Annotated in this window: 12 protein-coding genes; all 12 read right to left on the reverse strand. The window is 68.8% G+C overall.

Features of this window, described 5'->3' with window-relative positions; translation table 11 throughout:
- Positions 1-82: 82 nt before the first annotated feature.
- Entirely contained in the window at positions 83-685 is a 603-nt protein-coding gene (gene scpB / locus RQG77_RS09135; RefSeq protein ID WP_311244437.1) for an SMC-Scp complex subunit ScpB, read from the reverse strand.
- Positions 675-1,562 (reverse strand): ScpA family protein, encoded by an 888-nt coding sequence (locus RQG77_RS09140; protein WP_311244438.1) that lies wholly within the window; start codon positions 1,560-1,562, stop codon positions 675-677. The genes scpB and RQG77_RS09140 overlap by 11 nt, the downstream gene beginning before the upstream one ends.
- Complete coding sequence (locus tag RQG77_RS09145; RefSeq protein WP_056311554.1) at positions 1,546-2,379, reverse strand: ParA family protein; 834 nt, start codon at positions 2,377-2,379, stop codon at positions 1,546-1,548. The genes RQG77_RS09140 and RQG77_RS09145 overlap by 17 nt, the downstream gene beginning before the upstream one ends.
- Positions 2,380-2,545: 166 nt before the next feature.
- Positions 2,546-3,448 carry a site-specific tyrosine recombinase XerD gene (xerD, locus tag RQG77_RS09150; RefSeq protein ID WP_311244439.1) on the reverse strand — a complete coding sequence of 301 codons (903 nt, stop codon included), beginning with the start codon at positions 3,446-3,448 and terminating at the stop codon, positions 2,546-2,548.
- 2 nt (positions 3,449-3,450) lie between these two features.
- Complete coding sequence (locus tag RQG77_RS09155; RefSeq protein WP_311244440.1) at positions 3,451-4,029, reverse strand: NUDIX hydrolase; 579 nt, start codon at positions 4,027-4,029, stop codon at positions 3,451-3,453.
- Positions 4,030-4,110: 81 nt separating this feature from the next.
- A complete protein-coding gene (locus RQG77_RS09160) occupies positions 4,111-5,808 on the reverse strand; it encodes a CTP synthase (protein WP_311244457.1) in 1,698 nt (565 codons plus the stop codon).
- Between the two features lie 17 nt (positions 5,809-5,825).
- Positions 5,826-7,517 carry a DNA repair protein RecN gene (gene recN, locus RQG77_RS09165; RefSeq protein ID WP_311244441.1) on the reverse strand — a complete coding sequence of 564 codons (1,692 nt, stop codon included), beginning with the start codon at positions 7,515-7,517 and terminating at the stop codon, positions 5,826-5,828.
- Positions 7,514-8,428, reverse strand: coding sequence for an NAD kinase (locus tag RQG77_RS09170; RefSeq protein ID WP_311244442.1), 915 nt, complete (start codon positions 8,426-8,428; stop codon positions 7,514-7,516). The genes recN and RQG77_RS09170 overlap by 4 nt, the downstream gene beginning before the upstream one ends.
- Positions 8,425-9,222, reverse strand: a complete 798-nt coding sequence (locus RQG77_RS09175; RefSeq protein ID WP_311244443.1) for a TlyA family RNA methyltransferase — start codon at positions 9,220-9,222, stop codon at positions 8,425-8,427. The genes RQG77_RS09170 and RQG77_RS09175 overlap by 4 nt, the downstream gene beginning before the upstream one ends.
- Entirely contained in the window at positions 9,222-9,395 is a 174-nt protein-coding gene (locus tag RQG77_RS09180; RefSeq protein ID WP_311244444.1) for a hypothetical protein, read from the reverse strand. The genes RQG77_RS09175 and RQG77_RS09180 overlap by 1 nt, the downstream gene beginning before the upstream one ends.
- Positions 9,396-9,473: 78 nt before the next feature.
- Positions 9,474-10,511, reverse strand: coding sequence for an HAD-IIA family hydrolase (locus RQG77_RS09185; RefSeq protein ID WP_311244445.1), 1,038 nt, complete (start codon positions 10,509-10,511; stop codon positions 9,474-9,476).
- Positions 10,511-12,769 carry a hypothetical protein gene (locus RQG77_RS09190; RefSeq protein ID WP_311244446.1) on the reverse strand — a complete coding sequence of 753 codons (2,259 nt, stop codon included), beginning with the start codon at positions 12,767-12,769 and terminating at the stop codon, positions 10,511-10,513. Before RQG77_RS09190 ends, RQG77_RS09185 begins: the two co-directional genes overlap by 1 nt.
- Between the last annotated feature and the right edge of the window lie 118 nt (positions 12,770-12,887).

Here is a 12,887-nt window from a genome sequence, read left to right on the forward strand (position 1 = left end):
CCCGATCATCGGATGGTCCCTTCGTCGAACCCGCGACGCTGTGACGTACCGACCGCGTTCGATCCGATCGGATCGGATGAAGTCATCGGATGGTCCCTTCGTCGAAGCCGTCTGCGCCGTCATCGAGCAGAGGAGAGATGGGGGGCAGCTCGTCGAGCGAGTTGATGCCCAGGTGCTGCAGGAGTGCGTCGCTGGTGCCGTAGTTGATCGCGCCGGTCTCGGAGTCCGCGAACAGCTCCGTGATGAGGCCGCGCGCGAGCAACGTGCGCACCACGGAATCGACGTTCACCGCACGAATCGACGCGACCTGGCTGCGTGTGACCGGCTGCTTGTAGGCGATCACCGCGAGAGTCTCGAGCGCGGCCTGCGACAGACGCGCGGGCGCCTGCCCACCGACGAACTCGGCGACCACGTCGTCGTGATCCTCGCGGACGTAGAGACGCCACCCGCCGCCGACCTCGCGCAGCTCGAACCCTCGCCGTGGTCCCTGCCCCTTGCCGTCGTAGTCGTCGACGAGCGTCTCGATCGTCTGCCGCACCGCAGCGACGGGCGAGCCCACCGCGGCCGCGAGAGCGACGAGACCGATCGGCTCGTCGATGATCAGCAGGATCGCCTCGATCCGTTCGGAGAGAGGCGATTCGCGGACGACCTGGTCGGTCGGGGCTTCTGTCACGTCATCGGTCATAGTCGGCTCCCAGAGATGCCAGAGTCTCGTCCGACCAGGAGTCGGCGGCCCAGCGCAGCGTCAGCTCGCCGAGCGGTTCCAGTTGTTCGAAGGACAGCGCGGCGTGACGGTACAGCTCCAGAACGGAGATGAAACGCGCGACGACGATCCCGGGCTCGGTCACCCCCGCGACCAGCTCGCGGAAGCTCACGGATTCGGTGGCGCGCAACAGGGTCACGACGATCGCGGCCTGCTCCCGGATGCTCACGAGCGGGGCGTGCAGGTGATCGAGCCCGACGTGAGGGATCTCCTTCGGCGCGAACGCCAGCAGAGCCAGCGCGGCGAAGTCGTCGGCGCTGAGCGACCAGACGAGCTCGGGTGTCTTCTTGCGATGCTTCTCGTCCAGACGCACGGCCCGCACATGGCGGCGATCCTCGCGTTGCAGGCAGCGGGCGAACCACGTCGCGACCTCTTTGAACGCACGGTACTGCAGGAGGCGTGCGAAGAGCAGATCGCGGGCTTCGAGCAGCGCCACGGCCTCGGCATCCACCAGTTCGCCCTGCGGCAGGAGACCGGCGACCTTCATGTCGAGCAGGGTCGCCGCGACCACCAGGAACTCGGAGGCCTGGTCGAGCTCCTCGTCGTCGTCGAGCTCCTTGAGGTACGCGATGAACTCGTTCGTGACGGCGCTCAGCGACACCTCGGTGATGTCCATCTCATGCTTCGAGATGAGAGTGAGCAGCAGGTCGAACGGTCCGTCGAAGTTCGCCAGCGACACCCGGAATCCGGGATCGGCGACAGGTGGCTCGCTGAGATCGGCAGGTGCCGGTCCCTCGGCAGCCGTGGCTGCGGCCTCAGCCGCGGTGTCGGACGGCTCGACCTCAGGCGACAGCGCCACGGGCGACCAGCTCCCGCGCCAGCCGCAGGTACGCCTGGGCGGCGGCGTGCTCCGGTGCGAACTCGGTGATGGGCACACCGGAGACCGATGCGTCGGGGAACTTCACCGTGCGCCCGATCACGGTCTCGAGCACGTCGTCTCCGAACGCCTCGACCACGCGCTCGAGCACCTCGCGCGAATGCAGCGTGCGCGGGTCGTACATCGTGGCGAGGAGGCCGTCCATCGTGATCGACGGGTTCAGCCGGTCGCGCACCTTGTCGATGGTCTCGATCAGCAGCGCCACACCGCGCAACGCGAAGAACTCGCACTCGAGCGGGATGATCACGCCGTGCGCGGCAGTCAGCGCGTTGACGGTCAGCAGACCCAGCGACGGCTGGCAGTCGATGAGGATGACGTCGTACTCCCCCGCCACCTGACGCAGCACGCGGGCGAGGATCGTCTCACGCGCGACCTCGTTGACGAGGTGCACCTCGGCGGCGGACAGGTCGATGTTGGCGGGCATCACGTCGAGCCCCTCGACGCCCGACTGCACGATCGCGTCGTGCGCATCGCGCTTCGTGTCGAGCAGCAGATCGTAGATGGTCGGCACGTCGTGCGTCTGGATGCCGAGGCCGGCCGACAGCGCGCCCTGGGGGTCGAAGTCGACGGCGAGCACCTTGCGACCGTATTCGGCGAGTGCCGCGGCGAGGTTGATCGACGTCGTCGTCTTGCCGACGCCGCCCTTCTGGTTGCACAGGGCGATGATGCGAGCGGGACCGTGCGAGGCGAGCGGTTCCGGGGTCGCGAAGCCGTGATAGGGACGCCCGGTGGGTCCCATGGGTGTGTCGTCGGTCTTCGACGTCTTCGCCCTGGACTTCGCCGCGTTCTCAGCCACCGATTCTCCTGCTCCTTCGTGCTTGGTCGATTCTAGCGATCGCCCGGGGGGATCGACGCCTCAGCCCCGGCGATCCCGCGTTTTCGCCGCGCCGCCCGCGCGTGGCGAGTCAACGGGCCCGGGGGTGGGCGGTCGCATAGATGTCGCGCAGGGTGTCCACCGACACGTGCGTGTAGATCTGCGTCGTCGCCACCGATGCATGCCCGAGCAGCTCCTGCACCACGCGTACGTCGGCGCCGCCCTGCAGCAGATGCGTCGCGAACGAGTGGCGCAGGGTGTGCGGAGAGACCTCGGCGGTGATCTGCGCCTGCTCGGCTGCCGCACGGATCACGAGCCACGCGCTCTGCCGAGACAGCGGAGCACCGCGCGCACCGAGGAACAGACGGGCCGACGCTCGCCCCTTCGCCGCGAGGCCCGGCCGCACCCGCGTGAGGTACGCGTCCACCGCCGCGCGGGCGAACGATCCGACCGGAACGATGCGCTCCTTCGATCCCTTGCCCCGAAGCCGCAGGACATCGCCGTGGGCGAGGTCGTCGACGTCGAGACCCACAGCCTCCGACACCCGCGCGCCGGTCGCGTAGAGCAGCTCGAGCAGTGCCCGGTCGCGGATGCCGAGGGGATCCTCGGCGCTCGGCGCACCGAGAAGCCGCTCGACCTGGTCGATGGTCAGCGCCTTGGGCAGGCGCTGCGGAGCCTTGGGCGGACGCAGACGGCCGCTGGGGTCGTCGTCCTCGATGCCCTCGCGGGCGAGGAACCGGTGCCACCCCCGAACGGACGACTGCAGTCGGGCGAGGCTGGTCGCGGCCGGTGCCGGGTCGGCCGAAGAGCGATCCGCGATGAAGCGTCCGACGACCGCCGGCGTGATCTCGGCTGTGTCTACGATGCCCGCGGCATCCAACCACTCCAGGTAGCCGCCGAGATCTCGGCGATACGCGGCGATCGTGTGCTCGCTCAGCCCGCGTTCGATCGTGACGTGACGCAGATACGTGTCCAACGCACGATCGAGCTGCATGCTCAGCTCCGGTCGCGCAGCCTCTGCGCGGCCGCGAGCACACCGATGCTGAGGATGCCGTTGCGCATGCGGCCGTCGAGCACGGCGCTGACTGCGTCGTCGAGAGGAACCCATTCGACGCGGATGTCGGCCTCTTCGTCCTCCCGCGCATGCGCGGACGACGCTGCCGAGATGCCCGTCGCGAGGAAGATGTGGATCACCTCGTCGTTGCCACCGGGTGTGGTCCACGACGAGACGAGGGGCTCCCAGTCGGCGGCCACCAGGTCGGCTTCCTCGGCGAGCTCGCGGCGAGCAGCCTCGACGGGCTCCTCCCCCGGCATGTCGAGCAGGCCGGCAGGCAGCTCCCAGTCGCGGTGACGGATCGGGTGCCGATACTGCTGGATCAGCAGCACGCGCCCGTCGTCGTCGAGCGCGAGGATCGCGACGGCGCCCGTGTGCGCGACATACTGGCGGCGGATCTCGCCGTCGCCGTAGCGCACGCGTTCGTCGCGCACGTTCCAGACGACGCCCTCGAACCCGACCTCGCTGTGGAGGACCTCGGGCTCGAAGGGCTCGTCCCGCAGCACGTCGAGCTCAGGCATCGGCTCCGCCGAACTCACGCATCGGCTCCGCCGAACTCACGCATCGGCTCCGCCGAACTCATGCAACGGCTCCCGCCGAACTCAGGCATCGGCTTCGACGTCGAAGAGCTCACTCGAGCGGTGACGCTCGATCGCGGCTCCGACCAGACCTCGGAACAGCGGGTGCGGGTCGGTCGGACGCGAGCGGAGCTCGGGATGGGCCTGCGTGGCGATGTAGTACGGGTGCACGTCGCGCGGAAGCTCGACGTACTCGACAAGGTCGAGTTCGGGATTCAGGCCCGAGAAGACGAGACCGGCCTCGGACAGACGTGTGCGGTACGCGTTGTTGACCTCGTAGCGGTGGCGGTGGCGCTCCGAGGCCTCCGGGGCACCGTACAGCTCACTCGCCAGCGACCCCTCGGCCAGCGCAGCCTTGTAGAGGCCGAGACGCATCGTGCCGCCCAGGTCGCCGCCGTCGAGGATCTCGACCTGCTCGGCCATCGTCGCGATGACGGGCTCGGTGGTCTCGGGGTCGAACTCGCTCGAAGATGCTCCGGCGATGCCGGCCACGTCGCGAGCGTACTCGATGACCATGCACTGCAGGCCGAGGCAGAGGCCGAGCGTGGGGATGCCCTGCTCGCGTGCGAACTTCAGCGCGCCGAGCTTGCCCTCGATGCCGCGGATGCCGAATCCACCGGGCACGCAGATGCCGTCGAGCGCGGCGAGCTGCTCCTGCGCGCCCTCGGGGGTCTCGCAGCGGTCGGAGGGGATCCAGCGGATGTTGACCTTGGTCTCCTGGGCGAAGCCGCCGGCTTTGAGGGCTTCGGTGACCGAGAGGTAGGCGTCGGGGAGGTCGATGTACTTGCCGACCAGACCGATCGTCACTTCGTGCTTGGGGTTGTGCACCGCGTGCAGCACCTTGCTCCAGCGCGACCAGTCGACCTCATCTGCGGCCTTCTGGTCGAGGCCGAGTCGACGCACGATGTACGAGTCGAGGCCCTGGTCGTTGAGCGTCGACGGGATGTCGTAGATGCTCGGCAGGTCGACCGTGTTGATGACGCCCTCGGCGTCGACGTCGCACATGAGCGCGATCTTGTTGCGGTTGCTCTCGCTGACCGGACGGTCGCTGCGCAGCACGAGTGCGTCGGGCTGGATGCCGACCTGGCGGAGGGCGGCGACCGAGTGCTGGGTGGGCTTGGTCTTCTGCTCGCCGGACGCGCCCATGAAGGGCACGAGAGACACGTGCACGAAGAACACGCTGTCGCGACCGAGTTCGTGGCGGAGCTGACGTGCCGCCTCGAGGAACGGCTGGGACTCGATGTCGCCGACCGTGCCGCCGACCTCGGTGATGATGACGTCGGGACGGGGGTCCTCGGTCGCCTGCAGACGCATGCGCCGCTTGATCTCGTCGGTGATGTGCGGGATGACCTGCACGGTGTCGCCGAGGTACTCCCCGCGGCGCTCGCGGGCGATGACCTGCGAATAGATCTGGCCGGTCGTGACGTTGGCGGCCTGCGACAGGTTGATGTCGAGGAAGCGCTCGTAGTGCCCGATGTCGAGATCGGTCTCGGCGCCGTCGTCCGTGACGAAGACCTCGCCGTGCTGGAACGGGTTCATCGTGCCCGGATCGACGTTCAGATACGGGTCGAGCTTCTGCATGACGACGCGGAGTCCGCGTGCCGTCAGAAGGTTTCCGAGGCTTGCGGCAGTGAGCCCCTTACCCAAAGACGAAACGACACCACCCGTCACAAAGATGTGCTTGGTCGTGTCGTTCTTGGGCCCCGCAGAAGAAGAGTTCATCACGGGCTTCGATCCTATCAGTCAGTGGAGGTGCCGAGGGTGAGAAGTTCCCGAGCATGGGTGATCGCCGCGTCCGAATCGGTCAGCCCGGAGAGCAGTCGGGCCATCTCTGCCTCGCGTTCCTCCCCTTCCAGACGGCGGACGCTCGACGCCGTGACCGCGCCATCGTGGGATTTGACGACCGACAGGTGGTTCGTAGCGAACGCCGCGACCTGCGCGAGATGTGTCACCGCGATGACCTGCGACTTCTCCGCGAGTCGGGCGAGTCGTCGTCCGACTTCGATCGCCGCGGCCCCGCCGATGCCGGCATCGACCTCGTCGAACACGAAGGTCGGAACGGGGTCTGTTCCGGCGATCACGACCTCGATCGCGAGCATGACACGGGAGAGCTCTCCCCCGGACGCCCCCTTGCCGACCGAGCGCGGCTCGGCTCCGGGGTGCGGCGCCAGCAGGATCGCGACATCGTCGCGCCCGTGCGTGCTCTCGGCACCCGGTGTGACTGCCACTTCGAGTCGGGCGTCGGGCATGGCGAGCGCGTGCAGCTCATCACTCACGGCGACGCCGAGCTTCGCGGCGGCTGCCGTGCGCTCCGCGGTCAGCGCATCGGCTCGGGCGTCGAGTTCTCTGCGAGCGGCGTCGCGTTCCGCCTCGAGCCGATCCAGTCGCTCGCCGTCGTCGTCGAGTTCGGCGAGTCGAGCAGAACCCGTCTGCCAGAGTTCCAGTGCCTCATCGAGCGAGCCGTGCGCGCGGATCAGGGTTCCGAGGGCCGCGCGGCGCTCCTCGACCGCTGCGAGCTCATGCGGGCCGGTCTCGTCGAGATCGGCAAGGTACGCGGACAGCTGGCCTGCGACATCGGCGATGCGATAGCCGATGTCGGCGAGGCCGGCGGAGATCTCGGTGAGAGACGTGTCGGAGACGCGCTCGAGCGCTCGACGCGCTTCGGCGATCAGGGCGGATGCGTCGGGCTCGCCCTCTTCGTTCGAAAGCGCGCCGTGGGCCAGGGAGGCGGCGAGACGGAGCTCCTCCGCATTCGCCAGGCGTTCGGCCCGCGCGGACAGCTCGACGTCCTCGCCTGGCTCGGGCGCAGCTGCCTCGATCAGGGCGAGGGCTTCGCGCAGGCGCGCGGCCTCTTCGGCCCGTCGATCGCGGTTCTCCGTGATGTCGGTGATCTCGGCGTCGAGCTCACGCCAGCGCGCGAACGACGAGGAGTACGCCTCGAGCGCAGTGGCGATGGACGCACCTCCGAAGCGGTCGAGGGCATCGCGCTGAGCCGCGGATGAGCGCAGTCGAAGCTGCTCGGACTGTCCGTGGACGACGACGAGTTCCTCGGCAAGGGCGGAGAGCACCCCCGCGGGGGCTGCGCGGCCTCCGACGCTCGCTCGGCTGCGCCCCTCGGCGCTGAGCGTGCGCGACACATACAGCTCGGCAGCGCCCGCTCCTGCGGGCTCCAGCTCTCCCCCGGCATCCGCGACGATGTCGGCGACGTCGCCCGTCTCAGGCACGATCCAGACCCCGGCGACCGATGCGTGCGTCGCTCCTGCGCGCACCGCGCCGGAGTCCGCACGCTGTCCGAGCAACAACCCGAGGCCCGTCACGACCATGGTCTTGCCCGCACCGGTCTCGCCCGTGATCGCGGTGAAACCTGCGCCGAGAGGCAGCACGGCGTCGGCGATCACGCCGAGCCCCTGCATCCGCATCTCCTCGATCATGCGATCGGCCCCTGTCCCCGCCAGCCCGCGACCGGCAGCTGGAACTTGCGCACCAGCCGGTTCGTGAACGCGGTGGGGTGCAGACGGGCGAGCCGCACGGGGCGCGACGAGCGCCGCACCACGACACGCGCACCCGGCGGGAGGTCGTGCGATCGTCGCCCGTCGCACCAGAGGATGCCGGCGCCCGAGGTGCCTTCGAGCATCTCGATCGCCACTGCGGCATCCGGGCTCACGACGAGCGGCTTCGCGAACAGCGCGTGCGCTGAGAGCGGTACGACGGCGATGGCCTCGACGCTCGGCCAGATGACAGGGCCGCCTGCCGAGAAGTTGTAGGCGGTGGACCCTGTCGGGGTCGACACGACCATGCCGTCGCAGCCGAAGCTCGACAGCGGGAGTCCGTCGATCTCGAGCACGACCTCGATCATGCGCTCACGGCTGGCCTTCTCGACCGTCGCCTCATTCAAGGCGAAGGTCTCGTACACGACCGTGCCGTCGACGTCCTTGACCCGCACAGACAGGGCCAGACGGTCTTCGACATCGTAGTCGCGGTCGATGACGCGGCGCACGGCAGCGTCCATGTCGTCGCGATCGATCTCGGCGAGGAAGCCGACGTGGCCCATGTTGATGCCGAGCACCGGTGCCGCGCAGCCGCGCACGAGCTCGGCGGCACGGAGGATCGTGCCGTCGCCTCCGAGGACGATGGCGAGTTCGAGTTCGTCCTGCTGCACCGTCTCACCGAGCACGTCGACGTCGGCGAAGCGAGGGTCGACCGCGCGCAGGTCGACGCTGTCGTCGGCCGCGAGCACCGGGCGCGCACCGGCCCCGCGCAGCTCGTCGATCACCTTCCGGGCTGCCTCGACCGTGTCCTCGCGCCCGGCGTGGGCGACGACCAGGATGTTGCGCTCGTTCATCGTCTCCCTGCCAGTGTGTTGATGCGGTCCGACCATTCTGACGGATCGCTTCCGCGCCCCGACGCGAGGTGCAGAAGATACTCCGAGTTGCCGTGCGTCCCCAGGATCGGGGAGGGAAGGATGCCTAGCATCCCGAGTCCTGCGTCGAATGCGCTCCATGCGGTGCGAGCCACGGCGTCGGCACGAGTCGCGGGGTCGGTGACGAGCCCGCCGCGCACCGCGGTGCGCCCGACCTCGAACTGCGGTTTCACCAGCAGCACGATGTCGGACGTAGGCGCGGCGACGCCCGCGACTGCGGGAAGGACGAGCTCGAGGGAGATGAAGGAGAGATCGCCGACGATCAGGTCGGGAGCCTCGGTCTCACCCGTGACGTCCTTCAGATTCTCGGGCGTCATGTGACGGACGTTATACCCCTCGACGAGAACGACCGCCGGGTCGGCCGCGATGGACGACGCCATCTGGTCGTGCCCGACGTCGACAGCGAGAACCCGACGAGCTCCGCGCTCGCGGAGCACCTGGGTGAACCCGCCCGTGGAGGCTCCCATGTCGAGCGCGAGGCGCCCCTCGACAGAGATCGCGAAGCCGTCGAGTGCGGCGATCAGCTTGTGGGCCGCCCGCCCGACGTAGTGATCGGTCGCGGCGACGGTGATCTCGGCGGAATCAGCGACGGGCGTCGAGGCCTTCACCACCGGTCGGCCGTCGATGCTCACCACACCTTCCGCGATCAGAGTGGCGGCGTGAGTGCGCGAACGGGCGAGACCTCGCGCGGCGAGGGCGGCATCGAGTCGCGTCATCAGGCGCCCGGTGCGTCGCGCTGATCGAGCTTCGCGCCGCTGTCGAGGCGGCGGGAGAGTTCGTCATGCAGCCCGGAGTATGCGCCCGCCCGGGCAGCGAGAGGCTGACCCTCGATCAGGCGCAGGCGACTCCACAGACCGTCGGTCGGTGCGTTCGTCGTCTCATCGCTCACGGCTCTACTGTACGCGGCGGGGCCGACAACTCGACGGAGCCACGGCGGCGGGAGCCACCTGGCCCGCGCCGGCGCCGATCAGGGACGGTGGAACGGGTCGTCGTAGAGACGCTCGGGTACGCGAAGCACGAACACCGGAGTTCCGGATGCCCAGATCGCGGCCGCACCGGCGCGCAACAGGTCGATCTGCGAGTCGCCCTCGGCGACGATCTCGACGTCAGCTCCCACGACGCGCACGGATGCGCCGTTGACCGAATGGACGCCGTCTTTCGACGTGACCTCGGGGTACGGCTCATGCAGTTCCCGGAGGTCGCTGAGGATGTACGTCGGCCGGGATCCCTCAGGAGCCGCGAGCACGTGCTTGGGGCGGTCGATGCCCGTGAGCACGAGCGCGGAGTCGATGCCTGCACGGACGGCACCGAGGATGTCGGTGTCGAGGCGGTCTCCGATGAACAGGGGCTTCTTCGCGCCGAAACGCTCCGTCGCCTCCTCGAAGATCGGAGTCTCGGGCTTTCCTGCGACGGTCGCGAGACGGCCGATGGCCGTGTGCACGGCGGACACGAGCGTCCCGTTGCCGGGCGCGACACCGCGTTCACGGGGGATCGTCCAGTCGGTGTTGGTGGCGATCCAGGGGATGCCGCCGTCCTCTTCAGGCACCTTCAGCGCGAAGGCGGCCTCGGCCAGATCGGTCCACGCCACTTCGGGAGCGAACCCCTGCACGACGGCGTCCGGAGCATCCTCAGCGCTGCGGGTCACCGTGTAGCCGGCTTTCTCCGCCTCGTCGACGAGTCCAGCTCCCCCGACGATCAGGAGCGTCGCCGGAGGCGGGACGATCCCGGCGAGGAGGCGCATCGCCGCCTGGGGGCTGATGATCACATCAGCCGGAGCGACATCGAGCCCGAGGCTCGTCAGGTGCTCGGCTACCGAGGCATCGGTGCGCGACGCGTTGTTCGTGATGTACCCGAGTCGCGCAGATGCCGCGGCGGCGTTGAGGCTCTCCACTGCGTGTGGCAGAGCGCCCGGACCCGCGTAGACGACGCCGTCGAGGTCGGCCAGCACGGCATCCACCCCGTCGAGAGGCGTCCGAAGCGCAGGCTTCTTCGAGAACAACCCCACTACGCCTCCTCGGAGGAATCGGATGCGGAGCGCTTCTCGTCCTCGGGGGCGGAATCGGACTCGTCGGACTTGGGCTCGGTCTCGTCGTCCTCGTCGTGGCCCTCGCCGAGAAGCTCGCGCACCTCGTCGTCGATCGACGGTTCGGGCTCGATCTCGGCGTCTGCGACTGCGTCTGCATCTGCATCTGCATCTGCATCGTCCGTGACGGTTTCGGCCGCATCAGCGTCCGAGTCTTCAACGACGGGCTGCTCAGCGTGGCCCTCGTCGTCGAATTCGCCCTCGATGAGGCCGTCCTCGATGATGATCTCCTCGTCGCCGGCCTCGTCGACACCGAGTGCTTCGGCAGCGACCTCGGCACGGTGCGCCCAGAACTCAGCCTCGTCGTTGCGTCCCAGATCTTCGAGAACGGCGGCACGAGCGGCGAAGAGCGCGGGGCTCCACTCGAACGCGCGGTCCGGGTCGAGTTCCGGGATCTCGAGCTCGCCGAGTGCGAGTTCCAGGTCGCCCTGGTCCAGACGTGCGCCCGACATGGCGATCGCCAGCGAGACACGGACGGGGGTGGTGAGAGCGGAACGGTCGATCGCGCGGCCGGTCTCGAGCGCACGGTCGGGGCGGCCGATACCGCGCTCGCTGTCGACCATGAGGGCGATCTGGTCGTCCTTGCCGGAGATGCGACGGTAGGTGCGCAGCTCGCGGAGGGCAAGCGCGAAGTCCTCGGTCGCATAGGCCGTGATGCCGAGCGTCTCGCGGACGATGGCGATACGACCTGCGCGACGCGACGCCGCGAGGGCGTGCTCGTGAGCGAGCGCGGGGTCTTCGTCGATGAGACGGGATGCCATGGCCAGGTGACGCGCGACGAGGTCGGCGTTCTCCTTGCTCAGCGTCTTCAGCTCGTTGCGAGCGGAGGTGTGCAGGTCGCGCGCGGTGACCTCGTCGGGGATGTGCGGGTCGTTGAACCGCGGACGATCACCATCGGCCTGGACGGGACGCTCGCGACCCGCTCCCCCGCGCTGCGGGTAGGAGCGAGACGAGTCACGGTCCTGGCGGGGTGCACGGTCATCGCGGTTGTATCCGCCTGTGCGGGGGGCTCCACCGTCGCGGTTGTCGCGGTTGTAGCCGCCCGTGCGAGGGGCGCCGCCGTCGCGGTTGTCGCGGTTGTAGCCGCCCGTGCGGGGCGCGCCACCGTCGCGGTTGTCACGGTTGTAGCCACCCGTGCGGGGAGCGCCACCATCACGGTTATCGCGGTTGTAGCCGCCCGTGCGGGGCGCGCCACCATCACGGTTATCGCGGTTGTACCCACCCGAACGAGGAGCACCACCATCGCGGTTATCGCGGTTGTACCCACCCGTGCGGGGAGCGCCACCGTCGCGGTTGTCACGGTTGTAGCCACCCGTGCGGGGAGCGCCACCGTCGCGGTTGTCGCGGTTGTAGCCACCCGTGCGGGGAGCACCACCGTCGCGGTTGTCGCGGTTGTAGCCACCCGTGCGAGGAGCACCGCCATCGCGGTTGTCACGGTTGTACCCACCCGTGCGAGGAGCACCGCCGTCACGGTTGTCACGGTTGTACCCACCCGTGCGAGGGGCTCCACCATCGCGGTTATCGCGGTTGTAGCCACCCGTGCGAGGGGCTCCACCATCGCGGTTGTCACGGTTGTAGCCACCCGTGCGAGGAGCTCCACCATCGCGGTTGTCCCGGTTGTACCCACCCGTGCGAGGAGCGCCACCATCACGGTTGTCCCGGTTGTACCCACCCGAACGAGGAGCGCCGCCATCGCGGTTGTCCCGGTTGTACCCACCCGAACGAGGAGCGCCGCCATCGCGGTTGTCGCGGTTGTAGCCACCCGTGCGGGGAGCACCGCCATCGCGGTTGTCCCGGTTGTACCCACCCGTGCGAGGAGCACCACCATCGCGGTTGTAACCGCCGGAACGAGGGGCTCCACCGTCGCGGTTGTCGCGGTTGTAGCCACCCGTGCGAGGAGCGCCGCCATCGCGGTTATCGCGGTTGTAGCCACCCGTGCGAGGAGCACCACCGTCACGGTTGTACCCACCGGTGCGAGGGGCGCCACCGTCGCGGTTGTACCCACCCGAGCGAGGAGCACCACCATCGCGGTTGTCGCGGTTGTACCCACCCGAACGGGATGCGTCATCACGACGGGGGCCGCTGCTGCGGTTCTGGTCGGGGCGTCCGCCGGAAGGACGGTGACCGCGCGATCCATTGTCGTCGTTGCGACGCGGACGGCGCTCTTGGTCTTCCGGCATGATGCTCCCTGTTCTAGATGTTGTTAACGCAAAATGGCCACCCAACGATGGGTGGCCATTTGCTTAAAAGAAGTCCGGCGGTGTCCTACTCTCCCACAGGGTCCCCCCTGCAGTACCA

The organism is Microbacterium sp. WCS2018Hpa-23 (assembly GCF_031843845.1).
GTDB lineage: Bacteria > Actinomycetota > Actinomycetes > Actinomycetales > Microbacteriaceae > Microbacterium.

Bases quoted from the DNA above. Each gene is read 5' to 3' on its own strand.
- scpB (WP_311244437.1), bottom strand. From the start codon at position 685: ATGACCGATGACGTGACAGAAGCCCCGACCGACCAGGTCGTCCGCGAA.
- RQG77_RS09145 (WP_056311554.1), bottom strand. From the start codon at position 2,379: ATGGGACCCACCGGGCGTCCCTATCACGGCTTCGCGACCCCGGAACCG.
- xerD (WP_311244439.1), bottom strand. From the start codon at position 3,448: ATGCAGCTCGATCGTGCGTTGGACACGTATCTGCGTCACGTCACGATC.
- RQG77_RS09155 (WP_311244440.1), bottom strand. From the start codon at position 4,029: ATGCCTGAGCTCGACGTGCTGCGGGACGAGCCCTTCGAGCCCGAGGTC.
- RQG77_RS09160 (WP_311244457.1), bottom strand. From the start codon at position 5,808: ATGAACTCTTCTTCTGCGGGGCCCAAGAACGACACGACCAAGCACATC.
- recN (WP_311244441.1), bottom strand. From the start codon at position 7,517: ATGATCGAGGAGATGCGGATGCAGGGGCTCGGCGTGATCGCCGACGCC.
- RQG77_RS09170 (WP_311244442.1), bottom strand. From the start codon at position 8,428: ATGAACGAGCGCAACATCCTGGTCGTCGCCCACGCCGGGCGCGAGGAC.
- RQG77_RS09175 (WP_311244443.1), bottom strand. From the start codon at position 9,222: ATGACGCGACTCGATGCCGCCCTCGCCGCGCGAGGTCTCGCCCGTTCG.
- RQG77_RS09190 (WP_311244446.1), bottom strand. From the start codon at position 12,769: ATGCCGGAAGACCAAGAGCGCCGTCCGCGTCGCAACGACGACAATGGA.